At 59.2% G+C, this 26,250-nt stretch carries 23 protein-coding genes; 14 read left to right on the forward strand and 9 right to left on the reverse strand.

Annotated features, from left to right (window positions below; genetic code table 11):
* Positions 1–397 precede the first annotated feature (397 nt).
* The 4 genes from purT to KXD86_RS16095 are packed head-to-tail and all read right to left on the reverse strand — an operon-like array spanning position 398 to position 2,951.
* Positions 398–1,597 carry a formate-dependent phosphoribosylglycinamide formyltransferase gene (gene purT, locus KXD86_RS16080; protein WP_218637183.1) on the reverse strand — a complete coding sequence of 400 codons (1,200 nt, stop codon included), beginning with the start codon at positions 1,595–1,597 and terminating at the stop codon, positions 398–400.
* Between the two features lie 52 nt (positions 1,598–1,649).
* Positions 1,650–1,832: a DUF1289 domain-containing protein gene (locus KXD86_RS16085; protein ID WP_218637184.1), complete on the reverse strand. Its 183-nt coding sequence runs from the start codon at positions 1,830–1,832 to the stop codon at positions 1,650–1,652.
* Entirely contained in the window at positions 1,829–2,362 is a 534-nt protein-coding gene (locus KXD86_RS16090; protein WP_218637185.1) for a gamma carbonic anhydrase family protein, read from the reverse strand. The genes KXD86_RS16085 and KXD86_RS16090 overlap by 4 nt, the downstream gene beginning before the upstream one ends.
* 1 nt (position 2,363) lies before the next feature.
* Complete coding sequence (locus tag KXD86_RS16095; protein WP_218637186.1) at positions 2,364–2,951, reverse strand: NUDIX hydrolase; 588 nt, start codon at positions 2,949–2,951, stop codon at positions 2,364–2,366.
* Positions 2,952–3,049: 98 nt separating this feature from the next.
* On the opposite strand from KXD86_RS16095, the gene KXD86_RS16100 reads away from it, so the two are divergent.
* Positions 3,050–3,607, forward strand: a complete 558-nt coding sequence (locus KXD86_RS16100) for an NUDIX hydrolase (protein ID WP_218637187.1) — start codon at positions 3,050–3,052, stop codon at positions 3,605–3,607.
* On the opposite strand, the gene KXD86_RS16105 is transcribed toward KXD86_RS16100, so the two are convergent.
* The gene (locus KXD86_RS16105; RefSeq protein ID WP_218637188.1) at positions 3,608–3,919 is read right to left on the reverse strand and encodes a YqfO family protein; all 312 of its coding nucleotides are present in this window, start codon (positions 3,917–3,919) and stop codon (positions 3,608–3,610) included. It lies immediately after the preceding gene.
* Between the two features lie 416 nt (positions 3,920–4,335).
* Positions 4,336–8,241 (reverse strand): phosphoribosylformylglycinamidine synthase, encoded by a 3,906-nt coding sequence (gene purL / locus KXD86_RS16110; protein ID WP_218637189.1) that lies wholly within the window; start codon positions 8,239–8,241, stop codon positions 4,336–4,338.
* A 330-nt stretch (positions 8,242–8,571) separates the two neighbouring features.
* Here purL and mltF point away from each other — a divergent pair, with 330 nt between their 5' ends.
* Positions 8,572–10,029 carry a membrane-bound lytic murein transglycosylase MltF gene (mltF, locus tag KXD86_RS16115; RefSeq protein WP_376770986.1) on the forward strand — a complete coding sequence of 486 codons (1,458 nt, stop codon included), beginning with the start codon at positions 8,572–8,574 and terminating at the stop codon, positions 10,027–10,029.
* A gap of 18 nt (positions 10,030–10,047) precedes the next feature.
* On the opposite strand, the gene KXD86_RS16120 is transcribed toward mltF, so the two are convergent.
* Positions 10,048–10,524 carry a regulatory protein RecX gene (locus KXD86_RS16120; RefSeq protein ID WP_218637191.1) on the reverse strand — a complete coding sequence of 159 codons (477 nt, stop codon included), beginning with the start codon at positions 10,522–10,524 and terminating at the stop codon, positions 10,048–10,050.
* Between the two features lie 168 nt (positions 10,525–10,692).
* Between KXD86_RS16120 and KXD86_RS16125 the strand changes: the two genes are divergently transcribed.
* Complete coding sequence (locus tag KXD86_RS16125; RefSeq protein WP_218637192.1) at positions 10,693–13,155, forward strand: DUF349 domain-containing protein; 2,463 nt, start codon at positions 10,693–10,695, stop codon at positions 13,153–13,155.
* A 15-nt stretch (positions 13,156–13,170) separates the two neighbouring features.
* Here KXD86_RS16125 and KXD86_RS16130 read toward each other — a convergent pair whose 3' ends face one another.
* Positions 13,171–13,434 (reverse strand): late competence development ComFB family protein, encoded by a 264-nt coding sequence (locus KXD86_RS16130; RefSeq protein WP_218637193.1) that lies wholly within the window; start codon positions 13,432–13,434, stop codon positions 13,171–13,173.
* A 189-nt stretch (positions 13,435–13,623) separates the two neighbouring features.
* On the opposite strand from KXD86_RS16130, the gene KXD86_RS16135 reads away from it, so the two are divergent.
* The 4 genes from KXD86_RS16135 (at position 13,624) to KXD86_RS16150 (ending at position 20,202) form a co-directional block, all read left to right on the forward strand.
* Positions 13,624–14,832 carry an acetyl-CoA C-acetyltransferase gene (locus KXD86_RS16135; protein ID WP_218637194.1) on the forward strand — a complete coding sequence of 403 codons (1,209 nt, stop codon included), beginning with the start codon at positions 13,624–13,626 and terminating at the stop codon, positions 14,830–14,832.
* Positions 14,833–14,864: 32 nt separating this feature from the next.
* Positions 14,865–17,015: a 3-hydroxyacyl-CoA dehydrogenase NAD-binding domain-containing protein gene (locus KXD86_RS16140; RefSeq protein WP_218637195.1), complete on the forward strand. Its 2,151-nt coding sequence runs from the start codon at positions 14,865–14,867 to the stop codon at positions 17,013–17,015.
* 225 nt (positions 17,016–17,240) lie between these two features.
* Positions 17,241–19,412 (forward strand): carboxy terminal-processing peptidase, encoded by a 2,172-nt coding sequence (locus KXD86_RS16145; protein WP_218637196.1) that lies wholly within the window; start codon positions 17,241–17,243, stop codon positions 19,410–19,412.
* A gap of 16 nt (positions 19,413–19,428) precedes the next feature.
* Complete coding sequence (locus KXD86_RS16150) at positions 19,429–20,202, forward strand: helix-turn-helix domain-containing protein (protein WP_228739645.1); 774 nt, start codon at positions 19,429–19,431, stop codon at positions 20,200–20,202.
* On the opposite strand, the gene mtnA is transcribed toward KXD86_RS16150, so the two are convergent.
* Positions 20,191–21,255: an S-methyl-5-thioribose-1-phosphate isomerase gene (mtnA, locus tag KXD86_RS16155; protein ID WP_218637197.1), complete on the reverse strand. Its 1,065-nt coding sequence runs from the start codon at positions 21,253–21,255 to the stop codon at positions 20,191–20,193. The genes KXD86_RS16150 and mtnA overlap by 12 nt on opposite strands.
* A 108-nt stretch (positions 21,256–21,363) precedes the next feature.
* Here mtnA and KXD86_RS16160 point away from each other — a divergent pair, with 108 nt between their 5' ends.
* Genes KXD86_RS16160 through KXD86_RS16190 form a run of 7 tightly spaced genes read left to right on the forward strand, consistent with a single transcriptional unit; the run spans position 21,364 to position 26,161 of the window.
* Complete coding sequence (locus KXD86_RS16160; protein WP_218637198.1) at positions 21,364–22,704, forward strand: TRZ/ATZ family hydrolase; 1,341 nt, start codon at positions 21,364–21,366, stop codon at positions 22,702–22,704.
* 35 nt (positions 22,705–22,739) lie between these two features.
* Positions 22,740–23,456, forward strand: coding sequence for a bifunctional 2-polyprenyl-6-hydroxyphenol methylase/3-demethylubiquinol 3-O-methyltransferase UbiG (ubiG, locus tag KXD86_RS16165; RefSeq protein WP_218637199.1), 717 nt, complete (start codon positions 22,740–22,742; stop codon positions 23,454–23,456).
* Complete coding sequence (gene gph, locus KXD86_RS16170) at positions 23,446–24,111, forward strand: phosphoglycolate phosphatase (protein ID WP_218637200.1); 666 nt, start codon at positions 23,446–23,448, stop codon at positions 24,109–24,111. Before ubiG ends, gph begins: the two co-directional genes overlap by 11 nt.
* Before the next feature lie 51 nt (positions 24,112–24,162).
* Entirely contained in the window at positions 24,163–24,912 is a 750-nt protein-coding gene (locus KXD86_RS16175) for a YciK family oxidoreductase (protein WP_218637201.1), read from the forward strand.
* A complete protein-coding gene (locus tag KXD86_RS16180) occupies positions 24,912–25,145 on the forward strand; it encodes a glutaredoxin family protein (RefSeq protein ID WP_218637202.1) in 234 nt (77 codons plus the stop codon). The genes KXD86_RS16175 and KXD86_RS16180 overlap by 1 nt, the downstream gene beginning before the upstream one ends.
* A gap of 12 nt (positions 25,146–25,157) precedes the next feature.
* On the forward strand, positions 25,158–25,931 hold the full coding sequence (gene yaaA, locus KXD86_RS16185; RefSeq protein WP_218637203.1) for a peroxide stress protein YaaA: 774 nt from the start codon (positions 25,158–25,160) through the stop codon (positions 25,929–25,931).
* Between the two features lie 29 nt (positions 25,932–25,960).
* Positions 25,961–26,161, forward strand: coding sequence for a DUF2788 domain-containing protein (locus KXD86_RS16190; protein WP_218637204.1), 201 nt, complete (start codon positions 25,961–25,963; stop codon positions 26,159–26,161).
* Positions 26,162–26,250: the final 89 nt, after the last annotated feature.

The raw sequence follows: 26,250 nt of genomic DNA on the forward strand, positions 1-26,250 counted from the left end.
TGGTTAATTTTTTAAAGAGCGTTTGAGCCGTTGCTCAATCAAGGCCGCGTATTCTACATCGAACCGCCACCTTGTCAACCGTTTATTTTTCGTTGTTTTCCGTCTCCGGAAACCGCCGAAAAACCACCCGGCTTACTGCTTGTTTCGGGCTGCGCATTCTACGCTGAATCGCTACCCTGTCAACCGTTTTCTGAAGAAGTTTGAAACTCATTTTCTTCAATACTTTCAAACGGTTATCCTTCGATTTCTGGCCCGCCTCAGTGGCGTTCCCCTCGAAAGAGATGCGCATTCTACAGACCTGCTCGGAGGTGTCAACGGTTCGTTTCAGGTTTTTTCGAAAACTGTCATTTTGCCAACACCAGAGCCTGTCCAGAAACACCGTAGAGCACCGGAAAAACTAAAGCTCTACCTTCACCGCAGCCGCGGAATGCCGTGCTTTTTCCCGCGCCTTCTCAACGGTTTCACCGAGTGCCAGCGCCACCCCCATGCGCCGACGCCCTTTGAGCTCCGGCTTGCCAAACAGCCGCAACTGGGTGTCTGGCTCAATCAGCGCGTGTTCAATACCACAGTACGAGACATTAGCAGAGTCACCCTCGGGCAGGATCACGGCTGAAGCCGAGGGCCCGTTCTGCCGAATCGCGGGAATCGGCAATCCAAGGATCGCACGAGCATGTAGAGCGAATTCGGACAGGTCCTGGGAAATCAGGGTTACAAGGCCGGTGTCATGAGGACGCGGGGATACCTCTGAGAACCAGACATCGTCTCCTTTTACAAACAGTTCGACGCCGTACAGACCGAAGCCGCCGAGATTCTCCACCACAGCCCTCGCAATCTCCATGGATCGATCAAGGGCGGATGCCGACATTGGCTGCGGCTGCCAGGATTCGCGGTAATCGCCATCCTCCTGCCGGTGCCCAATTGGGTCACAGAACGAGACGCCATCACGGTGCTTAACTGTCAGCAGGGTGATTTCGTAATCGAAATCCACGAACCCTTCTACGATGACCCGACCTTTACCCGCCCGTCCGCCGGACTGAGCGTAGTCCCAGGCGGACTCGATATCCGGATCGGAAGTGACCGTACTCTGCCCTTTACCGGACGAACTCATCACCGGCTTGACGACCAGAGGCAATCCGATTTCATCGACCGCCGCCAGATATTCTTCGCGGTTACCAGCAAACCGGTACGGCGAGGTCGGCAACCCGAGTTCTTCTGCCGCGAGCCGGCGTATGCCCTCACGATTCATGGTCAGGTTCACGGCACGAGCCGTCGGGATAACCCGGTAACCTTCCTCCTCCAGCTTCACAAGCTCGGGAGTCGCAATCGCCTCTATCTCGGGAACGATAAGATCCGGCCTTTCCTGTTCGATAACGCCACGAAGGCTTGCCGCATCCAACATGTCGATCACGTGACTGCGATGAGCCACCTGCATGGCCGGCGCATCGGCATACCGATCAACAGCAATGACCTCGACCCCAAAACGCTGCAGCTCAATGACCACTTCTTTACCCAGCTCACCCGAGCCGCAAAACAATACCTTGAAGGCACCTCCCTTCAGGGGCGTGCCGATTCGAACTGTGTTGGTACCTGCTGTCATATCACTGCCTGCCTGAGTATCTGTTGTTGGGCGTCGTTACCGATGCGGGTCGTCAGAGCGCTACCTTTTCTTCGCGGATGGCGACCTGTCGCAGAACTTCCCTGCGCTCGTCATTGGTCATCTGGGTCCATCGAAGAATCTCATCGCCGGTGCGCTGACACCCAATGCACATATCATTTTCATCCAGGGCGCAAACCTGAACACACGGCGACCGCACTTTATCTGACACGCTCATCTTTCGGGCTCGCACTCTGTCAACGTTTCGAGATAACGCGCGGCATTCTGCACATAGTGCTGCGCACTCATCTCCAACATCTTTCTCTGGCTGTCGTTGAGCTCCCGTTTGATCTTGCCCGGCGACCCAACCACCATGGAGCCATCGGGTATTTCCATACCTTCAGGAATCAGCGTGTTAGCACCAATCAGGCAATGCTTGCCAATTTTTGCGCCATTGAGAACAACGGCATTAATCCCGATCAGACTGTAATCCCCGATGTCACAACCATGCAGCATTGCCTTGTGGCCCACCGTCACGCCCCGCCCCAATGTCAGCGGGATGCCCGGATCGGTATGAAGCACGGATCCGTCCTGGACATTGCTCTCCGGACCGATGGTGATCAGGTCATTGTCACCACGAATGACCACGTTGAACCATACACTGGCCTTCTCCATCAGGCGCACACTGCCAATGACCGTCGCGTTCTCCGCAACAAACTGACCGTCGCCGTTCAACACAGGCTTTCGGTCTTCCAGCTTGTAAAACATGTCAGCCTCCTCGGGGCGGTTCCAATAAATCGATTCCGGCATCGTACACAGCGTTCATGAAATCAACCAGAACCACGGCTGATAACCCCCAGATCTCGTAACGCTCCCACCGATAGCAGGGAACATAAAAGGTGTGATTCAGGAAGTTCAGAGCGTCTGTGCGCTCCCTTCGATCTTCGTGGAAGAACGACAGGGGTACACGGAATACGCTTTCGATTTCATCCGGATTGGGCTCCAGGGGATGATCTACCGGAATAACGCCGACATACGGCGTGACCAATATACCGTACCGGGACATGACCTGGCTGAGAGGCGCGATGACCTCGACGTGCTCCGGCGGCAGGCCGATCTCTTCGTGGGTTTCGCGCAGTGCCGTAGCAGCCAGAGACGGATCCCCCGGGTCCCGCTTGCCACCCGGATAAGCAACCTGACCACGATGAGTGCTCAGATTCGAGGATCTCAACGTAAACACCATTTCCGGGTTACGATGATCGTCGGTTACCGGAACAAGGACGCCAGCTTCGGGGTAATCCAACGCCAGTTGACGGGGTGCGTAGCCGGATAAACGCTCGGCGAGTAGATCGCGCAAATTTCAGCTCCGTGGAACATCACAATGTTGGATGAGACACAGGCAGCCACGATGGTTAAACTGACTACCTAACCAATTTCCAGTATACGGGGAAACACATGAAGTACTGCAGCACATGCGGCCATCCGGTTGAACAACGCATCCCTGAGGGGGATAACCGCCACCGCTATGTATGCATCAGCTGCGAGACCATACATTACCAGAACCCGCGCATTGTCGCCGGCACGGTTCCGGTCTGGAACGGGAAAATCCTGTTGTGCCGCCGAGCCATTGAACCCCGTTATGGCTACTGGACGCTGCCAGCCGGTTTCATGGAAAACGCCGAAACCACCATCGAAGCTGCCGCCCGGGAAACCATGGAAGAGGCGTTGGCCGAAGTACACATCGAAGGCCTGTATTCAATCATTGATGTGCCACACATCAACCAGGTTCACATGTTCTACCGGGCCACCCTCAAGAACGGTCAATTCGGCGCTGGCGAAGAGTCCCTCGAAACCCAGCTGTTCGAGCTCGAAGACATTCCCTGGGATGAACTGTCATTCCCGACCGTCAGGAAGACGCTCGAGTTATTCATTGAGGATTTTCGCCGCGAATCTTTCGGCGTGCACGTACAGGATATTCGCCATCCGATGTCAGGCACTGCGGCCAGACGCTGATCACATCTCTTCCATCCGGTACACTTCGTAAGCAGGCTCCTCATAGGGGTGAGCCTGCTTGAGCGCTTTAAGCGCCTCGCCCACCAGATTATCCTCGCAGACCAGCTCAACCTTGTACTCATCCACAACTTCCAGGGCACCCTTCTTGCCTAGAAACGGGTCACTGCCATCAAGCGGTCGAAACTGGCCCTGACCCGCGCATTGCCAGGCACAACTGTCGTAATCGCCAATCCTGCCGGCGCCGGCTTCGAACAACGCACGCTTGGTCGTTTCAAGGTGAGATTCAGGCACGAAATAACACAGCTTGTACATAATCATCCCTCCTTCAATACGGGTATTTTTTGTACAGATTAATGGCTTAGACACTTACCCACAGAATCTGTGGATAACTCTGGGGAAAGTTTTGGGGAACACGGCTCCCGCCCCCGTAATCACTGTACTTCCGTTAAATTGGCGACAAAATCGCCCAATTACTTTTATCTTTATTTTTCAAATAGTTATATATCGAGGACAAAAATTGAACCAAATTCTCATTCTTTGTACACAGAACGCACAACCAGGCACCAGGAATGTGCATAAAAATACTGAGTCAAGCTCAGATTGGCCGATTTTACGAATTTTCTCCTTTAAAAATCGCGCCGGAACCGGGCACACAGGAACAAAAAAGCCGACCGTGAAAAATGCCTTGAACAGACACCTTCCAGGGCCGGCTTTTCAAGCCGAGGCGCTTAGCCGAACCACCGCCTCGCATTCCTGAACATACGAATCCAGGGGCCGTCTTCCTGCCAGCCCTCTGGACGCCAGGAATGCTGAACCGCCCGGAATACCCGCTCAGGGTGAGGCATCATGATGGTGACTCGACCATCGCGCGTCGTGACGCCGGTAATACCGCCTTCTGACCCGTTCGGGTTGAAGGGATAGCGAGTCGTCGCCTGGCCACTGTTGTCCACGTATCTCAGGGCAACCAGTTCATTGTCGGTGAGCTGAGCAGCAGAGCTTCCGCCCGCAAACTCGACCCGCCCCTCGCCATGAGCCACTGCAATCGGCATGCGTGACCCTGCCATACCGTCAAGGAATGCGGACGGCGAGGACATCACCTCGGCCATCACCAGGCGCGCTTCAAACTGCTCCGACTGATTGCGGACAAACCGCGGCCAGCCCTCGCTGCCCGGAATCAGCTCGTGCAGATTGGAGAGCATCTGGCAGCCGTTACAGACCCCAAGTGCCAGGGTATCCTGACGATTAAAGAAGCCGGCAAACTGGTCGCGTACCCGATCGCTGAACAGAATTGACTTGGCCCAACCCTCGCCGGCACCCAGAACGTCCCCGTAGGAGAAACCACCGCAAGCCACGAGACTATTGAAGCCCTCCAGAGTCACGCGACCGGACAACAGATCACTCATGTGGACGTCCACGGATTCGAATCCCGCACGATCAAACGCCGCGGCCATTTCGACCTGACCATTGACGCCCTGCTCCCGCAACACCGCAACTTTTGGACGCGCGCCCTTACTGATGTAAGGCGCGGCCACATCGTCGTTGATGTCGTAGGTGAGGTCCGCACCAAGACCGGGATCGGAAGCATCCAGCAGATTGTCGAACTCTTCCTGGGCGCAATCCGCGTTGTCGCGCAGGGATTGGATGCGATAGCTGGTTTCCGCCCACAGACGCTGCAGGGATACCCGGGATTCATCAACCACCGTCTCCCCTTCAAAGGTCAGACGCAGCTGATCGTCTTCGTTCAGGGTACCGATCACGCTGGTATGGTCGCCCAGGCCAGCGGCAGAGAACTGCTGCAGAACAAAACCGGTGTCGTCACGGCGAACCTGAATGACAGCGCCCAGCTCCTCGTTGAACAGCTCTCGGGCGAACTGGGACGGATCTTCCGCCAGCCCATCCAGCTTGATGTCGACACCGGTGTGACCGGCAAAGCACATCTCGGCCAGGGTAACGAACAAGCCGCCGTCCGAGCGGTCGTGGTAGGCCAGTAGCTTGGCGTCGGCATTCAGGCCCTGGATCACCGCAAAGAACGCCTTGATGTCCTCGGGGTCGTCCAGATCCGGTGCCACCGCCCCCACCTGCCGATACACCTGAGCAAGCGCTGATCCACCAAGCCGATTCTGGCCGGCAGCCAGGTCAATCAAGATCAGATCGGTTTCACCGCCATCCTTGACCAACTGGGGGGTCAGGGTCCGGGCCACGTCCGTGACCGGTGCAAACCCACTCACGACCAGGGACAAGGGGGCAGTGACGCTCTTCTGCTCGCCATTATCCTCTTCCCACATGGTCTTCATGGACATGGAGTCCTTGCCAACCGGGATGGTAATGCCCAGCGCCGGGCAGAGTTCCATACCCACGGCGCGCACGGTTTCGTAAAGATTCTCGTCTTCGCCGGGGTGCCCAGCAGCGGCCATCCAGTTGGCGGACAGCCGAATGTCAGAAAGCTTCGCGATGGATGCTGCTGCGAGGTTGGTAACCACCTCCCCAACCGCCATTCGTCCGGAGGCCGGCGCATCAATCACCGCGACCGGGGTGCGCTCACCCATGGCCATGGCCTCGCCCGCCCGGACATCGAAAGAACTGGCCGTGACAGCAACGTCACTCACCGGCACCTGCCAGGGCCCCACCATTTGGTCCCGGGCAACCAGGCCCGTGATGGTGCGGTCCCCGATGGTGATCAGGAAACTCTTGGAGCCCACCGACGGCAAACGCAGGACACGGCGAATCGCGTCGTGCAGATCGATCTTGGTGGAATCGAAAATTGGCTTTGTGAAGGACGCGCGGCTCACACTGCGATGCATGCGCGGCGGCTTGCCGAACAGCACTTCCATCGGCAGATCCACCGGTTTGTCGTCAAAATACGAGTCGCCCAGCTCCAGATGGTGTGTTTCTGTCGCTTCGCCGATGACAGCGTAGGGGCAACGTTCGCGACGGCACAGCGCATCGAATTGCTCCAGGTTCTCCGGGGCAACCGCCATGACATAACGCTCCTGGGACTCGTTACACCAGATCTCCAGGGGCGACATACCAGGTTCATCGCTCGGAATATCGCGAAGCTCGAACTTGCCGCCCCGTCCGCCATCCTTGACCAGCTCCGGCATGGCATTGGACAGGCCGCCGGCACCCACGTCGTGGATGAAACAGATCGGGTTGCGCTCACCCATCTGCCAGCAACGGTCGATCACTTCCTGGCAGCGGCGTTCCATTTCCGGGTTGTCACGCTGGACCGAGGCAAAATCCAGGTTCTCGTTGCTTGAGCCGGAGTCCATGGAGGACGCCGCGCCGCCACCCAGTCCGATAAGCATCGAGGGGCCACCCAGAACGATCAGCTTGGCGCCGACGGGGATTGTGCCCTTTTCGACGTGCTCCTCACGGATGTTGCCCAGGCCACCTGCGATCATGATCGGCTTGTGGTACCCGCGCACTTCTTCGCCCGCGGCCCCCGGCACCTTCTCTTCGAAGGTCCGGAAGTAGCCGGCCAGATTCGGACGTCCAAATTCGTTGTTGAACGAAGCGCCCCCGATGGGACCTTCGATCATGATATCCAGCGCGGAGGCAATTCGCTCCGGCTTGCCGTATCCAATTTCCCACGGCTGGGGATCGCCGGGCAGATTCAGGTTCGACACGGTGAAACCGGTCAGACCGGCCTTGGGTTTGGAGCCGCGCCCCGTTGCGCCCTCATCCCGAATCTCACCACCGGACCCCGTTGCCGAACCCGCAGCCGGTGCGATGGCCGTCGGATGGTTGTGGGTCTCCACTTTCATCAGGATGTGAATGTTTTCTTCGTTGTAGCCGTAGACGCCGGTTTCCGGATCCGGGTAGAAACGGCCGCCGCGACTGCCACGGATTACCGAGGCGTTGTCCTTGTAGGCCGAAAGCACCCCTTCGCTGTTCATCTCGAAGGTATTGCGGATCATGGCAAACAGGGACTTTTCCTGGCCCTCGCCATCGATATCCCAGGATGCATTGAAGATCTTGTGGCGACAGTGCTCCGAGTTGGCCTGCGCAAACATCATCAGCTCGACGTCGGTCGGATCCCGCTGGAGATCGGTAAACGATTTCGCGAGGTAGTCGATCTCATCCTCCGCGAGCGCCAGACCCAGCCGGGCATTGGCTTCCACCAGCGCCGAGCGACCGCCGGCCAGTACCGACACCCGACCCAGTGGGCGAGGCTCCTCATGGCTGAACAACAGCTCGGCGCCTCCCATTTCGTGAAACACCTTCTGGGTCATGCGGTCGTGCAGCAGAGCCGCAATTTTTTCACGCTGGGACAGGCTCAACTTGCGGTTGGCCCGCACATAAAACGCGGTACCGCGTTCAATCCGTTGAATCTGGCGCAGACCGCAGTTCCGTGCGATATCGGTGGCCTTGCTCGACCACGGGGACAAAGTGCCCGGCCGGGGAACGACCAGGAACAGAACACCGTCGGGGTCCTCCACCGGGACACTCGGGCCGTAGGTCAGAAGACGGTCGAGAATCGCCTGGTCGGATTCGGAAAGGCTATCCTCCAGATCCACAAAGTGCATGAACTCGGCATACACATGCTCGACTTCAGGCACAACATCCTGAATCCGGGTATGCAGTTTGCGGGAGCGGAAGGGCGAAAGCGCGGGAGCGCCGCGAAGTTCAAGCATGATATCAACCTGTATCGCGCGAAACGGGGAAGCCTGGGTGCAATTTGAAAGGCCGCCATGATACTCGAAAGCGAGGTCGGGATACAGCGCCGGTCACCTTAAATCCATCCTGTATAATTGACATTGTTTTGCATGTTAATTAACCAGCTTTATTGACCAATGTAGCAACAGCGACGATCATATAAAGGTGGAAGCGGAAGCCACAGCCATGACACACCGGATGCGTCCAATCCCCACTGACTGACGTATCCCGACGATCCAGCGGTATTGGAGCCTAGGGACTTGTCCAGATTTCTGACTGCTTTCGCGGCTGCGCCGACCCAGGCGGCACTGCTTTTCGGTGCCGTCATTGCGGTTGCCGGCTGCTCGCGCCCAAGCACATTGCAGGAGGTTCTCGCGGAGGACGTTCTGCACGTGATTACCCGCGAAGCGCCCTCTATCTATTACGAGGGTCGGGACGGGGCAACCGGCTATGACTACGAGTTGGCAAAACTGTTTGCCGAAGAGCTCGGGGTCGAGCTTCGGGTGCGCGTGGCGAATGACAACACGGAAGTGCTGTCGGTCCTTTCAAGAAATTTCGCTCACATTGGCCTGGCCGGATTGTCTGGCCAACCCGGCATCGCTGGTCAGTACAAGATTCTGCCAACCGGCATTGCGGCCCAGTCCGTCGTGGTATACAACCGGGATGCCGCAAGACCGGGTTCGCTCGACGACCTCAGTGGCCAGACCCTCCACCTGGTTGCAGAGAGCAATCATGAGTACCTGCTTGAGGGCGAAGAAGCCGGTTTCGACTGGCAGGTACATCCCGGCCTTGACCCCGCGGGCGTCCTGGCGCGGGTGGAGTCCGGCGAATTCTCCTATGCCGTGGTTTCCTCAAATGAGCTGGAACTGAATCACGTCTTCTTCCCCCAGGTAAAAGAGGCGTTCTACCTGGGGGAACCCGAAGAACTGGCCTGGCTGTTCCCTGATGAACAGGACGACACCCTGATCGAAGCTGCCAACGAATTCCTGGCCAAACTGCAGGCCGACGGTACGCTCGCACAACTCGCAGAGCGCTTCTATGGACACCTGGACCAACTGAATTACGTAGGCGCCCGGACGTTCATGCACCACGTAGAAAACCGCCTGCCAAAGTACGAGTCCCTGTTTAAGGATTACGCGGCCGAGTATGGAATCGACTGGCGCCTGCTTGCGGCCATTGGCTACCAGGAATCGCACTGGCGCCCGAACGCCGTATCGCCAACTGGCGTTCGTGGCCTGATGATGCTGACCCGGAACACCGCCAGCTACATCGGCATTAATAACCGGATGGACCCTGAAGAAAGTATCCAGGGCGGCGCCAAGTACTTCCGCATGGTGCACGAGAGAATCCCGGAACGTATTCCGGAGCCGGACCGGACCTGGTTTGCGCTCGCGTCCTACAACGTCGGCTTTGGTCATCTGGAAGATGCCCGCCGCCTTGCCGAGAGCGGTGGCAAGAGCCCCGATCGCTGGATGGATGTCAAAGAATTCCTGCCACTACTGGCCCAGAAAGAGTGGTACACCAAGACCCGTTTCGGATATGCCCGCGGCCATGAACCGGTTCTGTACGTGCAGAATATCCGCCGCTATTACGATGTCCTGGCGCGGATCACCGAGCGCCCCGAGACGCCGGTCATCCAGCCGGGAGAGGTGGTCAACCTGGATTCCAAGTCACGGACTCCGGGTGCCGTTACGGATGGGGAGACTCTCCCGGATCTGAGAGCCGGCTTGCCCCGCGAGCTGGGCATGATTCCCCCGACCCTCTAGAAGAGGCCCGGCACCTATTCAACGATCCGGGGAGCGGGTTTCCAGAGCCCGCTCCACCTGCCCTGCCGAGAACCCCCGACGATTAAGAAACCGCGCCTGGCGTACTTTCTCGTCCCAATCATCGTTGAGATCGGACAATCCGAAGCGCTTTTCCCGGAGCGCCACCGCCCGGCGACACCAGTCTTCGTCGCTCATGTCTGAAAGGCACGCCGGCTCGTGGTGCACACCGCGCTGCTGGAGCTCGCCGAGTATCCGCAAGGGGCCATAGCCGAGATCCATTCTCTGTCGGGCATAGACGTCCGCAAAGCGGTTATCGTCAAGCCAGCCCTCGCCCTCATAGTCGTCAAGCACCGCCTCAATAATGTCGGCCTCAATTTTGCGCTGCCGCAGCTTCAGCGACAGCTCCGTGCGGCTATGTTCCCGCCTTGCCAAAAGCCTGAGGGCAGTAGCGCGAGCCTTGTATTCCTGATCGTCCTGATTTTCCGGTTTTGCCATACAGACCCTTCCCGCGTGCGCGTACAAAACGCTAGACTAGCCCCCGCATTCATTCTTGCCGGCGTGCCCGGCAACAGCACCCGGCTCGCCATTACGGTGAGCCGAAGGCCGGTGGCGGATAACTTTGCCCGACACCGAGGACTGGTTTCAATCCCAAAGGATACCTTTATGGCGGCATTCATCCAGAAACTCTTCAAATCCCGCAAGTCACCGGAACCAACGGGCAAGGCTCGAAACGAAGCACCGGCGGCCCAGCAGGAGGACACGCGCGCCAGCCTGCGGGACACTCAACTGGAAACGCTTAAAGGAGCGCCGGAGCAATCCAGGCTCGCGGAACTGGCCATCGAGGGTGTTACGGCTGACATTCGGCTTGAGGCCGCGGGTCGGCTGACCGAGACTGAAAACCTCCAGCACGTTCAGAAGAAAGCCAAAGGTCGGGATAAAACGGTGTACCAGACGGTCCGGCAGGCACTCCAGAAGCTGCGTGAAGAACAGGCGCGGCTGGACAGCCTGTCCCAAACCATCACCACACTGATCAATCACGCCAAGGACCAGGCCCGAAGCGACGACACCAAACTCTACGAGGCGCGACTCGGGGCCCTCACCCGACAGTGGGCGGAGGTCGAATCCCACGCCAACGCAGAGCAGGCGCAAAGCTTTCTTGAAGCCATTCACCGGTGCAAGGAGCGCCTGGAAGCGATCCAGTCAGCGCAAGCGGATGAAGAACGCCAGAAAGAGCAACGGCTACAACGGGAAGAAACCCTGGCCCTGCTGTCAAACACCCTGGACGACCTGAAGGCTCAGGCGCCAGACACCCTGCCCTCCGTGGCATCTCTGGACGCTCTCCAGAAAACCCAGGAAAACCGCTGGCTGGAAGCGACACGGGACACCTCCGTGGACAAGCAACAGCAGAAGGCCTACGAGGCCAACATGCTGTCCCTGCGCAACTACATCAGCGCTGTGCGCCGCGCTGCCCAGGAAAAAGACACCCTTGCCGAGCTGGCAGCGGACGGCGCATCCGGGGATGACCACGCCAATGAAGGGCGCGAAAAGGCCAAGGCACTGCTGCGAGAAATCAATTGGCCCGACGGTTTCCCGATGCCGGCACTGATGGAGCCGGTTCGACAGTTGGCGGGCAAGCCCGCGCCATCGCAACCGGCCAGGACGGAGGACCTCGAGAAGCAAAAGACCACCGCGGCGGAGCTGGAGAAGACCCTGGCCAGCCTGGAGGCGGCGCTTGAGGCCAAGCAGCTCAAGGAATCCCGGCAACTTCTGAAAACGGCACAGCAGCAGTTCAAATCCCTCGATCGTCGCCACGGCAAACCGTTCCAGGCCCGTCTGCAGTTATTGAACGGCCAGTTGCGGGAACTCAGTGACTGGCTTGGTTTCGCAACCGAGCCCAAGCAGATTGAACTGTGCGAGCAGATGGAGTACCTCGCCGATCAGCCCATGGAGCCGGAAGCCAAGGCCGAACGGATCAAGGAACTGCAGAACGAATGGCGCAACCTTGGGGGTTCCTCTGATCGCTCACTCTGGACTCGTTTCAAGGCGGCGTCGGATAAAGCCTACGAACCCTGCAAGGACTATTTTTCGGCAAAATCCGGCCTCAAACGCGCCAACCTGGAGAAGCGCAAGGCCATTTGCGCGGAGCTGGAAAATTTCCTGACCCACGCCGACTGGTCCACCATGGACTGGAAAGCGGCCGAAAAGATCCATCTGACAGCCCGTCAGGAGTGGAAGGCGGCCTGGCCAGTGGAGTTTCGGGAAAATCGGCAGGTCCAGAAACAGTTTGATGACCTGCTGAAGAAACTTGAAGCCCCCCTCGACGAGGAACGCCAGAAAAACGAAGCTCTGAAACAGGAGATCGTTGACAAGGCCAATGCCCTGATTGACCACGAGCCGTTGCAGGAGGCCATGAACCAGGCGAAGAACCTGCAGGCGGACTGGAAAGTGATTGGCATCACCCGCCACCGGGAGGACCGCAAACTCTGGCAGGCCTTCCGGAAAGCCTGCGACCAGATTTTCGGCCGCCGCGATGCTCAGCGAAATGAGCAACAGCAGGCGGCTCAGGCAGCCGATGATGCGGCAACACCAGTGCTTGGGGAAATCGAGACGCTAACCAGCGCCGATGACGGGGCCACCCTGGCGGGTGCACTCACTCGGCTGAACGACCTTTCGGTGTCGGCGTTGTCACCGGTACTCAAAGACAAGGTGCAGAGCGAAAAGCGGCGACTGAAGCAAGCTCTGACGGATCAGCAATTGCGGGCGAATGTCAGTGCCTGGCAGTCACTGGTCATGGCACGCACGGACGGGCCCTCAGACGAAGCGCAGGTTCCCGATCACTGGCCGGCGCTGGCCGCAGGGCAAGATCCTCTCGACCACGGCGAGTTAGTTATTCGCGCCGAAATTCTCGCGGGCGTCACGTCACCGGATGCCGATCAGCAGCGCCGGATGGAGATTCAGGTCCAGCGCCTCGCGGAAGGCATGGGGTCGTCTGAACAGGCGAGCAACGGAATCCAGGAACTGGAGAAGCTGGTTGCGTGCTGGTGCCTCCTGGCCTCCGATTCCGCACCGGATCAGGCCCTCGCCCAGCGTCTCAACAACGCTCTGGCTGCACTGGTACCGGCATAACGCACCACCGGGGATTCAGCCCCGTTGATGCTCGCTGACAAAATCCCTGGCCGCCTTCACCTCGGCCAGGGATTTTTCTTTCATGCTCTTCAATTCCTCGTCGGGCAGAAAGAACATCATGTCAATGGAGTGCCGGTAATACCGGGCCGGCAGGTGATTCAGCGCAACACACATCACGTCGGTCAGGTAATCCGCGTTATCTGCGTCCTGCCGGGTTGCGTCGATGGCATCCAGCACCAGCCGTTCGTAAAAGTTGTCGATGGCATCTCTGAGGGACATAACACGGTGCCTCCCACATTCCCACGCCCTTATCTTTAACCATAGAAGTCGCCAGGTCGCTTGTCATGGCGGCTGAGCAATTTTGCCAATGCAATTGGCAGCCGTCGTCATTACAACCGGTCCCTGCTACCGGCTATGGTTACGCCAACGGAAGTAATTTCTGAACCAACCATCACCAGAGGACAGACAATGACCACCGAGGCGTATATCTTCGATGCAGTCCGCACCCCCCGAGGTCGCGGCAAAAAAGACGGTTCCCTTCACAGCGTCAAACCCATCACGCTGCTGAAAACCGTGCTCAACGCGCTGCAGGAGAGGAATAGCCTGGACACGGCCCAGGTTGATGACATCGTCATGGGCTGCGTCACTGCCGTTGGCGACCAGGGCGCGGACATCGCCAAGACCGCCGCACTGGCAGCCGACTGGGATGAAAAAGTGGCAGGCGTCACCCTCAACCGGTTCTGTGCCTCCGGACTGGAAGCCGTCAATCTGGCGGCCATGAAGGTGCGGTCCGGATGGGAAGACCTGGTGGTTGCCGGAGGGGTGGAAGCCATGTCCCGTGTCCCCATGGGTTCTGACGGCGGCGCCTGGGCGACCGATCCGGAAACCAACTTACACACCGGGTTTATGCCCCAGGGCATTGGCGCCGATCTGATTGCCACCATTGAAGGCTTCAGCCGGGAAGACGTCGACGGATTCGCGGTCAAGTCCCAGCAAAAAGCCGCGAACGCCTGGCAGAACGGCTATTTTGCCAAGTCCATTATCCCGGTCACCGACCAGAATGGCGTGGTCATCCTGGATCGGGACGAGCACGTTCGCGGCAATGCCTCCATCGAGTCCCTGGCGGGCCTCAAGCCCTCGTTCCAGATGATGGGAGAGATGGGCTTTGACGGTGTCGCCCGGGAGAAGTACCACTACGTGGAGAAGATCAACCACGTGCACCACGCCGGTAACTCCTCAGGAATTGTGGACGGCGCTACCGCCCTGCTGATTGGCAGTGAAGCGAAGGGCAAAACCTTGGGCCTCAAGCCGCGAGCCCGGATTGTCGCCACCGCCGTCACCAGCACCGACCCCACCATTATGTTGACCGGCCCGGCTCCGGCGGCCCGCAAGGCCCTGGAAAAGGCCGGCATGACCGTTGACCAGATTGACCTGTTCGAGGTTAACGAAGCCTTTGCCTCGGTGGTGATGCGCTTCCAGCGGGAGTTATCCGTTCCTGATGAGAAAGTGAATGTGAATGGCGGCGCCATCGCCATGGGCCACCCGCTCGGCGCTACCGGCGCCATGATTCTGGGCACCCTGATGGACGAGCTGGAACGCCGGGAACTGCGTTATGGCCTCGCCACCCTGTGCGTCGGCGGCGGCATGGGGATTGCCACCATCATTGAACGCGTCTGAACCCGACCCTTTTTCTGACAGGAGAACCGATTATGAGTGCTATCCGTTACGACCTGGGTTCAGACCAGATTCTGACCCTGACCATCGACATGCCCGGGCAATCCGCCAACACCATGAACGCAGCGTTCCGGGAAGCGCTGACAGACACAGCCGCAAAGGTGAAAGCCGATCTGGACAAGATTCGCGGCATTGTCATCACTTCCGCCAAGAAAACCTTCTTTGCCGGTGGCGACCTGACCGAGCTGCACAAGGTCACCCGCGAGGATGCCCAAACGTTCGAAGACATGGTGAATGGCCTGAAAGCCGACATGCGATTCCTCGAGACCATTGGCAAGCCGGTGGTCGCGGCCATCAACGGCAGTGCGCTCGGCGGCGGGCTGGAGATCGCCCTGGCGTGCCATCACCGCGTTGTGCTGAATGATGAAAGCATTCAGTTGGGCCTGCCTGAGGTCACTCTGGGATTGCTGCCCGGCGGAGGCGGAACCCAGCGCCTGCCGCGCATGATTGGCCTTGAGGCGGCTTTCCCATATCTGATGGAAGGCAAAAAAGTGAACCCGAACGCCGCCCTCAAGGCGGGCATCGTTAATGAGCTGGCTGAGTCGCCGGACGAAATGATGGCCATGGCCCGGTCTTTCATCGAGGCCAACCCCACGTGCCAGCAACCCTGGGACCAGAAAGGCTTCAAATTTCCGGGGGGAGCGCCGCATCACCCGGCCATGGCCCAGAAACTGGCTATTGCACCGGCCATGCTCAAGCAAAAAACCCGGGGTTGCTATCCGGCGCCAGAGCGCATTCTTTCGGCTGCCGTTGAAGGTGCGCAGGTGGACTTCGACAACGGCAGCCTGATCGAGACCCGATATTTTGCGGAGCTGGTGATTGGCCAGGTGGCGAAGAACATGACCGGCACCTTCTGGTTCCAGCTAAACGCCATCAAAGCCGGCGGCAGCCGCCCCGAAGGCGTGGCCCGGGAAACCTTCCGCAAGGTCGGCGTGCTGGGCGCCGGCATGATGGGCGCGGGCATTGCCTACTCCACTGCCACCCGTGGTATTGAGGTGGTCCTGAAAGACGTTTCCGTCGAGAACGCCGAAAAAGGCAAACGTTACTCGGAGACACTGCTGGCCAAGAAAGTCAGCCGTGGCCGTATGACCGAGGAGCAAAAAGCCGACATCCTCAGTCGCATCACCCCAACGGACAGCGCCGGGAATCTGGACGGTTGCGATCTGGTCATCGAAGCGGTCTTCGAGGACAGCGACCTGAAGGCGACCGTCACCCGGGAGGCCGAGCCCAAACTGGCGCCCAATGGCATCTTCGCTTCCAACACCTCGACCATCCCCATCACCCAGTTGGCGGAAGCGTCAGCCCGGCCCGATCACTTTATCGGCCTGCATTTCTTCTCCCCGGTGGACAAGATGCAGTTGGTCGAAATTATCGTGGGTGAAAAAACGTCCGATGACACTCTGGCGCGTGCCTTCGACTACGTGCAGCAGATTGGCAAGATCCCGATCGTGGTCAACGACAGCCGCGGCTTCTTCACCTCACGGGTGTTCGGCACCTTTGTCAATGAAGGCATCAGCATGCTGGGAGAAGGCATCCACCCCGCCAGCATTGAAAACGCTGGACTGCTCGCCGGTATGCCCGTTGGCCCACTGGCCATCTCTGACGAAGTCAGCATGACGCTGATGCAGCACATTCGCGATCAGAGTAAAAAGGACACCGAAGCGGCGGGTGGCACCTGGCATCCACATCCGGCCGAGGCCGTGATCGACCAGATGGTCAATGAGCAGGGACGCAAGGGCAAGGCCGCGGGTGCCGGCTTCTACGACTACCCGGAAAACGGGAAAAAACACCTCTGGCCTGAGTTGGAGCGGCTTTATGTGGACACGGACAAGGCATCGTCGGTCGCCCTCCAGGACCTGAAAGATCGGATCCTGTTCATCCAGGCCATTGAGACCGTTCGCTGTCTCGAGGAGGGGGTTCTGCGCACCGTGGAGGATGCCAACATCGGCAGCATCTTCGGTATCGGTTACGCGCCCTGGACCGGCGGGGCCATCCAGTTCATCAATCAGTACGGCGTGCGGGCATTTACCGAGCGCGCCCGGGAACTGGCCCAGCAGCACGGGGACCGCTTCGCGCCGCCCAGGCTACTGCTCGAAAAGGCCGAAGCCAACGCGCTCTTTTCCTGATCGGACGTGCCGGAGGGGCGTCGCCTCTCCGGCCTCCACTCTCTCACCGCTTGACTGTCAGAAAACCATCCACACCTGACCATTTCATGGACAGATTGTCACGAACCGATACGTGCTGCCTATGGCAACGGTGGTAGCCCTTGCCTACAATAAATTTATTCGCCAACGGGAAAGTATGGTTCATTCCTCTTGAACTCTGTCCCCAGCACCGTCAGGTATGTATTTATGACCATCGCGGAAAGAATTGTCGCCCAACGCGCACCCTCCAAAAATGCCCGGACAGGGATCTGCAAGGCTTTGACCATCGCCCTGCTGGTTTCAACGCCCCTGGGCCTGAGTGCGAAGGTGGACGATTCACTGGTGTACGAACCGGTCGCGCCAACGATTGATCAGGCCCGGGCCAATATCCTGATCGCCCGTCAGCTCCAGTTCACCCACTTCCGGGATCTTGGCATCAGTGACGAACTGTCAGGAGACGTGTTCGACGCGTACCTGGAATACCTGGACGGTCAGCGCATCTATCTGACCCAGGAAGACCTGAACAAATTCAACCGGGTAAAAACCCAGCTGGGCGCCGCGCTGAAGACCGGCCAGCTCCAGCCGGGCTTCGACATCTACAACCTGGTTCAGCAGCGGATCATTGAACGCCTGCAGTTCGCCCTCTCCCTGATCAACGATGGCATCGACAAGCTCGACTTCGCTGCGAACGAGACCATTCTGCTGGATCGTTCAGAGACCAGCTGGGAAGCTGACAAGGCGGCTCTGGATGCGCTTTGGGTGAAACGCATCAAGAACGCGGTGTTGGCACAGCGCCTGAACGGCACTGAAGACGAAACCATCGAAGAGAACTTGCGCCGTCGGTACGAGGGCCAGTTGAAACGGGCCTATCAGGCCCGCAGCGAGGACGCGTTCCAGGCCTACATGAATGCCTTCACCGGCATGTGGGATCCGCACACCTCTTATTTTTCCCCGCGCACGTCGGAAAACTTCAACATCAACATGAGTCTCTCGCTGGAAGGCATCGGTGCCGTCCTGCAGTCCGACAACGAGTACACCAAGGTGGTGCGCCTGGTTCCCGGTGGGCCCGCCTCCAAGCAGGGCCAGCTCCAGCCGGCAGACCGGATTGTCTCCGTGGCCCAGGGTGAGGAAAAGCCAGTCAATGTCATTGGCTGGCGCCTGGACGAGGTCGTCGATCTCATTCGGGGCCCGCGCAATTCCGTGGTCACCCTTGAGGTGATCCCGGCCAACGCCAGTGACGAAACCATCACCAAGGCCATCGCCATCAAGCGCGACGAAGTGAAGCTTGAGGAACAGAGCGCCAGCAAGGACGTGATTGAGCTGGAACGCAGCGGAACTGACTACACCGTCGGGGTGATCACCATTCCCACGTTCTACGCCGATTTCCAGGCGATGCAGGCGGGTGATCCGAACTACAAGAGCACCACCCGGGATGTCCGGAACCTGATCACCGAACTCGAGCAAGACGGTGTGGATGGCCTGGTTATCGACCTGCGCAACAACGGCGGCGGCGCCCTGCACGAAGCCAACGATTTGGTTGGCCTGTTTATCGACGAGGGCCCAACCGTCCAGATTCGCAACGCCAACAACGACGTTCAGGTTCTCAACGACGAGGATCCCTCCGTGGCCTACGACGGTCCGCTGGTTGTGCTGACCAACCGCATGAGCGCCTCAGCCTCGGAGATCTTTGCCGGTGCCATCCAGGATTACGGCCGTGGCCTCGTGGTGGGCTCACAAACCTTCGGCAAGGGGACGGTCCAGGCCGTTCGGCCCCTGAATCACGGCCAGTTGAAAATCACCCAATCCAAGTTCTATCGGGTTTCCGGCGGTTCCACCCAGCACAAAGGGGTGATTCCGGACATCGAGATTCCGTCGCGGATCGACAAGAGCCGCATCGGCGAGGACGCTCTTGAACATGCCCTGCCCTGGGACCAGATTGAAGCCGTTCCCCACGAGCGCTATTTCGACTTCAGCGGCATCATTGACGAGCTGAGGAAACGCCACGAAGAGCGGTTTTCCGCCAGCCCGGAATTCAGCCTGCTGCAACAGGAAATCGACTTCCTCAAGAAGCAACGTGAGATGGAAACGGTCAGCCTGAACTTTGACAGCCGAAAATCCCAGCACGAGCAGATTGAGCGGACTCGACTGACGATCGCCAACGCGCGCCGGGAGCTGCGGGGCGAAGAGCCGTTTGCGACCCTGGAAGACCTTGAAGATTGGCAAGACCAGCAGGCCGCGGACCTGGATACCACCGATGACGAACTCGATTTCGTCATTCGCGAGGGTGGCCACATCATGGCCGATATGCTCGAACTGGACCGGCAAATGGCCTCCATCATGTCTCCCCGGCATTTAGCGGCCCAGGCGCCGACTCCATAGAGGAACGAGCCTGAGCATGACGGAGCGTACCAGGGACCAGGAACCCCGACAGAAAACCCGCATGCTGCAGGACATGCTGTTGGATGCCCTGCACGCCATGCGGTCCATGGAAGAAATTGAGGGGCTGGAGGAAGCCGACACCAGCACGAGCAGGAATCCGGATGGCCTGCTCGACCGGCTGGCCAACCTGACAGGATCCGCCCTTCGGTTCGGCGTCAGGGCCACCGACACATCCATGAGAGTCGGTCGCGCCCTGATCAACTCCCAGGATCAGCTCCGCGCCATGCTGACCGCCGGTCAGTCCCTCAAGGACATTCGCGAGGTGGCGGGACTGACACTCTCAGAAATGAGCGAAGCGCTGAACCTGCGTGACAAGTCGGTGCTCGAGGCCATCGAGAACGGCACCGCCACCCTCTCCTTCGAACTGATTCTGCGCCTTGCGGCACTGATTGCCCGCAACGATCCGATACCGTTCATCATGCGCACCACGCGCAATTACAATCCCGAAGTCTGGCAACTTCTGAACGATTGGGGCGTCGGGCGTCTGCCTCTGCAGTTTGAACGGGAACGGGAATTCATCAACATCTTCCGCCGGCACGACGACGCACGGAACCTCTCCGACGAGGGCTTCCGGAAGGTGCTGGACTTTACCCGCCAGAGTTTCGAGATGTCCCTGCATTTCGTGGAAGAACAGGAAAGGCAGGTTGCCGACCTGGAAGCCCGCTATGGGGACAAGGCGGGGGCGGCCGGCAAGCCCTCTAATGGAGGCCGGAAGCCCTCAACCAAATAACTCGCGCATCCCGGTGATGTCGGGGTTATGGACCACGCCTTTTTCCGTCACGATGGCGTCGATCAGACTCGCCGGAGTGACGTCAAAAACCGGATTGAATACCTTGACGCCCGCGGGTGCCAGCGGCACACCTCGAATCTCCCGAATTTCCGTGCCTTCACGCTCTTCGATCGGTATGTCCTGCCCGGAGGCCAGCGACATGTCGACGGTGCTGGACGGTGCCACCACCATAAATCCGACATTGTGATGGCGAGCCAGAACCGCGAGGCTGTAGGTACCGATCTTGTTGGCGACATCCCCGTTGGCGGTAATCCGGTCGGCACCCACCACCACCCAGCGTACCTGGCCATCCGCCAGAATGGCCGCTGCGGCGCCATCGGCGTTGAGCGTCACCGGGATACCCTCCTGCGCCAGCTCCCAGGCCGTCAGGCGACTGCCCTGCAGCCAGGGGCGGGTCTCATCGGCGTATACCGTTTGCAGCATCTTTTCCTCGTGGAGACGACGGATAACGCCCAGGGCGGTGCCATACCCTCCGGTTGCCAGGGCGCCAGTATTGCAGTGAGTGAGCACCGACATGGGCTTCTCCGGCCGCATGACGTCCAGGGCATGATCGGCCATGGCGAGGTTGGCCGCCAGATCCTCCTCGTGGATGCGAACGGCCTCGGCGGACAGGCGCTTCACGGCTTCGTCAAGTGAATGGCATTCGTGAAAGACCCGTTCCATGCGCTGCAATGCCCAGAACAGGTTTACTGCCGTGGGCCGAGAAGCCGCCAGTTCGCGGATGGCCTGCTTGATTTCGGCTTTCCAGTCGCCCCCGCCAGCGTGCCGGGCCGCCAAAGCAACGCCATAGGCTGCGCTGATACCGATGGCCGGTGCACCGCGAACCACCATATCGCGAATACACTGGGCCACGCCCGAAGCGCCCTCCAGGGTTATCCAATGTTCTTCCACCGGCAACAGGCGCTGATCCAACAACTCCAGGGTGTCGCCATGCCAACGAATGGCCACCGTGCCAACGGCCCGGGAGGATGGATGTGTGGGGGATTTCGCCATAAGTCAGCTCTGCCTCTCAAACGCTGAAAACCGCCAGTATAACGTTTATACTTCGGCCCTACATTTTCAATGCGCGCGTTTTACGCGCCCGGCCCTGAAGGCAGGTACATGACGGCAGACACCATCACCGCAGCTGATATCCGCATCAACGCCCGGTGGCTGATTCCCATCGAACCGGATGCAGTCGTCCTGGACAACCAGGCGGTCATTATCCAGGGCAACCGAATAGCCGCGGTGGTTTCACAACGGGAAGCCGACCAACGTTTCCGGACACGGGAGACGGTGGACCTGCCCCATCATGTGGTGATGCCCGGCCTGATCAACGTTCATGGGCACGCCGCCATGTCGCTGTTCCGGGGCATGGCCGATGACCTGCCGTTGATGTCCTGGCTGAATGACCACATCTGGCCGGCGGAAGGCGCCTTTATCAGCGAAGCCTTCATCGCCGACGGCACCCAGCTCGCCATGGCCGAAATGCTGCGCACCGGCACCACCACCTTCTCGGACATGTATTTCTTCCCCGAGATTGCGGCCCAGTGCGCCCACGACGCCGGCATGCGTGCCCAGATTGCTTTTCCGCTACTGGATTTCCCGACGCCTTGGGGAACAGGGCCTGACGACTACCTCGAAAAGGGTGAAGCATTCATCCGAGACTGGCAGGACGACCCGTACATTACCCCCGCCATAGGCCCGCATGCCCCTTACACGGTGTCCGATGCACCTCTGAAGCGTGCGATCCAGCTGTCCGCCGATACGGGCGCCCCGATCCAGATCCACCTGCACGAAACCGAATTCGAAGTTAACGAAGCCACCGAAAAGCTGGGGCAGCGCCCGGTCGCGCGCATGGCTGAGCTGGGGCTATTGGGCCCGAACACCCAGTGTGTCCACATGACCCAGGTAAACGACGCCGATCTTGAGACGGTCACCACGTCCGGCGCCCACGTCATTCACTGTCCGGAATCCAACCTCAAACTGGCGAGTGGCCTTTGCCCGGTGCAGAAACTGATGGACGCCGGCGTGAACGTCGCCATCGGCACCGACGGGGCCGCCAGCAACAACGACCTGGATCTCTTCGGGGAGCTGCGTACGGCCGCCATGATCGCCAAGGTGGTCTCGGGCGATGCCGCGGCCCTCTCGGCACATGGGGCACTGACCATGGCCACCCTGAATGGCGCCAGGGCGTTGGGTCGCGACCACGAACTCGGTTCACTGGTGGCAGGCAAACTGGCCGACATCATCGCCGTGGACCTGAGCGATCCTTTCCTGCAACCGGTCTACGACCCGATCTCGCACCTGGTGTACAGCAACCATGGCCGGGCAGTAAGCCATAGCTGGATTAACGGCGTACCTCAGTTACAGGACGGCCGACTCACCCGCATCGATGTCGCGGACCTGATGTTGCGCGTCGATGCCTGGAAGGAACGTATTCGCAACCAGCAGGCTCAATAACCGAATTCCGACAGATTGATCAGGCAGCACAGACCATGACAAACCAGAACGTAGACCGGAATGAAATTGCTAAGTTTGAGGCACTGGCCAGTCGCTGGTGGGACCCCACCAGTGAATTCCGCCCCCTGCATGACATCAACCCGCTTCGGTTGAACTACATTGATGAGCGGGTTTCTCTCGCAGGCAAACGGGTCCTGGACGTGGGCTGTGGTGGTGGCCTGCTGTCGGAGGGCATGGCCCAGCGCGGCGCCCATGTGACCGGGATCGATATGGGCGAAGCGCCCCTGTCCGTCGCGAAACTGCATGGTCTGGAAAGCGGTATCAAAGTGGACTATCGCCAAACCACCGTCGAGGACCTCGCCCAGGACGCTGACCACGCCGGCCAGTACGATGTGGTCACCTGCCTCGAGATGCTCGAACACGTACCCGACCCGGCGTCGGTGATCCGGGCCTGCTCCACCATGCTCAAGCCCGGCGGCCACCTATTTGTGTCTACGATCAACCGGAACCCCAAGTCGTTCCTGTTCGCCATCGTGGGCGCCGAGTATGTCCTGAACATGTTGCCCAAGGGCACGCACGAGTGGAAAAAGTTCATCCGTCCCTCGGAAATGTCCGACCACCTGCGCCACGCCGGGCTTGAGATTCTGGAGCTGACCGGGATGACCTACAACCCCATTACCAAGATCTACAAGCTGGGTCGCGATGTTGACGTGAATTACCTGATGCACGCCCGAGATGCCCGTGAAGCCTGAAACCTTACCCTCGGCCGTGCTGTTTGATCTTGACGGCACACTGATCGATACCGCGCCGGATTTCATCCGCTGCCTGAATCAGCTCCGCGAGCAGCATGGTCTGCCACCACTGCCGGCTGACCACATCCGGCGCTCGGTCTCCAATGGCGCGCGAGCCATGATCCGGGTCGGGTTCGGACTGGAACCGGACCATCCGGATTACCTGTCCAAGCACACCGAGTTTCTCGATCTCTACGAGGCCGGTGTCGCCATCGAAACGGCCCTGTTTGAGGGCATGGATCCGATTCTCGAGACACTGGAAGCACGCGGAATTCCCTGGGGCATCGTCACCAACAAACCGGTGCGCTTTGCCGCTCCGCTGGTGGACGCGCTGGGTCTGGCTCAACGCTGCGCCGTTGTTGTCTGTCCCGATCACGTCGCCGAGCGCAAACCCCATCCCGAAGCCCTGTTCCTGGCGTGCAAACAGATCGGCGCCGATCCCGCCAGCGCGGTGTACGTGGGCGATCACGAGCGCGATATCGAAGCGGGACGCAATGCTGGCATGCGGACCATTGCCGTGCGCTATGGCTACATCGAGGAGCCGGAATCGGTTGACCGTTGGCAAGCAGACCTCGTGGCCGACACCGTCGCTGACCTGGCAAAGCTGTTACAATAAAAACCAGATTCGAATTCCTACCCGGTAACCGCCTGACACGGAGAACAGGTTATGCATGACTACCAAGCCCCCGCCGATTTGCTGCGCGACCGGATCGTTATGGTGACCGGCGCCGGTAGTGGCATTGGCCGGGCCGCAGCCATTGCGTACGCCGCCCATGGCGCGACCGTAATCCTGCTGGGCCGTACCGTTTCCAAACTGGAATCGGTGTACGACGAAATCGAAGCCGCCGGGTACCCCAAGCCCGCCATCGTACCAATGAACTTCGAAGGGGCCGCGGTTAAGGAGTACGAGGAACTGGCCATGACGCTGGAGGAAAACTTCGAGCGACTGGACGGCATTCTGCATAATGCCGCGATTCTCGGCGATCGCAGCCCGGTCGAGCTGTACGACCCCGAAGTCTGGAACAAGGTGCTTCACGTCAACGCGACGGCGCCCTTCCTGCTGAGCCGGGCCATGATCCCACTGCTGCGCAAATCCACCGATGCCTCGGTGATCTTCACGTCCTCGGGCGTGGGCCGCAAAGCCAAGGCTTACTGGGGCGCCTACGCGGTGTCCAAGTTTGCGGTTGAGGGTCTGAGCCAGCTGATGGCCGACGAGCTGGATGACGAACGCCACAATGTGCGTGTGAACAGTCTGAATCCAGGTGCGACCCGTACCAACATGAGGGCACGCGCGTACCCTGCTGAAAATCCGCAACAGAATCCCGCGCCGGAAGACCTGATGCCGATCTACCTGTATCTCATGGGCAAAGACAGCCATGGGGTTACCGGTCAGCAACTGGACGCACAGCCCAAGTAATGGAATTGCTGTTTTACACCACGACCCAATGCCACCTTTGCGAACTGGCCGAAGCCCTGCTGGTGAATACACCCATGCCAGCGCCGATACCGGTCGATGTGGTGGATATTGCCCAGTCCGAAAAGCTGGTCGAGCGTTACGGCACACGCATCCCGGTGCTGCGCCGCAACGATACCGGTGCGGAGCTGGACTGGCCATTTACCAGGGATCAGTTACTCACGTTTCTCCAATGAGGATTGCCTGACATGCTAATGGTCATCTCCCCCGCCAAGACCCTCGACTACGAGAGTCCCCTGGCCACGAAAACCTACACCCAACCGGATTTTCTGGATGACGCCTGCGAGCTGATCGATCAGCTTAAAGAGCTGGAACCTCATCAGGTCAGCAACCTGATGAGCATCAGCGACAAGCTGGGCCAACTCAACGCCGAGCGGTTCCGGACCTGGCACACGCCGTTCACGCCAGACAACGCCCGCCAGGCGGTCCTGGCATTCAAGGGCGATGTCTACACCGGCCTCGATGCCGAGAGCTTCAGTGAGGACGAGTTCGCGTTCGCCCAGAAGCACCTGCGGATGCTGTCCGGGCTGTATGGCATCCTTAAGCCACTGGACCTGATGCAACCCTACCGGCTGGAGATGGGTACCCGATTCGAGAATCGCCGGGGCAAAGATCTCTATGCGTTCTGGGGCAATCGGATTACCGATGAGATTAACCGTCTGCTGGCCGAAGACGACGGCGTACTGGTCAACCTGGCGTCCAATGAGTACTTCAAGAGCGTCCGGAAGAAGGACCTCGACGCGCGACTGATCACCCCCCAGTTCAAGGACTGGAAAAACGGCCAGTACAAGATGATCAGTTTCTACGCCAAGAAAGCCCGTGGCCTGATGTGCCGGTTTGCTATCCAGAACCGGATTACCCAGGCCGACGACCTCAAGGGCTTTAACCTTGAGGGCTACTACTTCAGCGAAGACCAATCCGACAAGAACAACTGGGTTTTCCTGCGGGACGAACAACCGTAAATCCCCGTAAAACCAGGATCCTGTTTAAAATGAACGAAGCAGTCTTTTCTCAGATCGCCATGCTGGTGCTTCTGACCGGGCTAATTGTCTGGATGGGCATCATTGTGTGGGATCTTGCCAAGAAATCCAGGGCGGGCAAGTTTGGCACCCTCGCCCTGTTTATCGTGCTCGGTGCCGGCGTGGTGGGCTTTATCGTCAAGACGGTTATGGTAGAGATCATGAACCTCTGACGCCTGTGTAGCCACTTTACGGTCACCAACCGGTGGCCGTATCATCCCCGCCTCTCTACGTTTCCTGAACCGTCTACAACAGCAAGGAT

It is taken from the genome of Marinobacter arenosus (assembly GCF_019264345.1).
GTDB lineage: Bacteria > Pseudomonadota > Gammaproteobacteria > Pseudomonadales > Oleiphilaceae > Marinobacter > Marinobacter arenosus.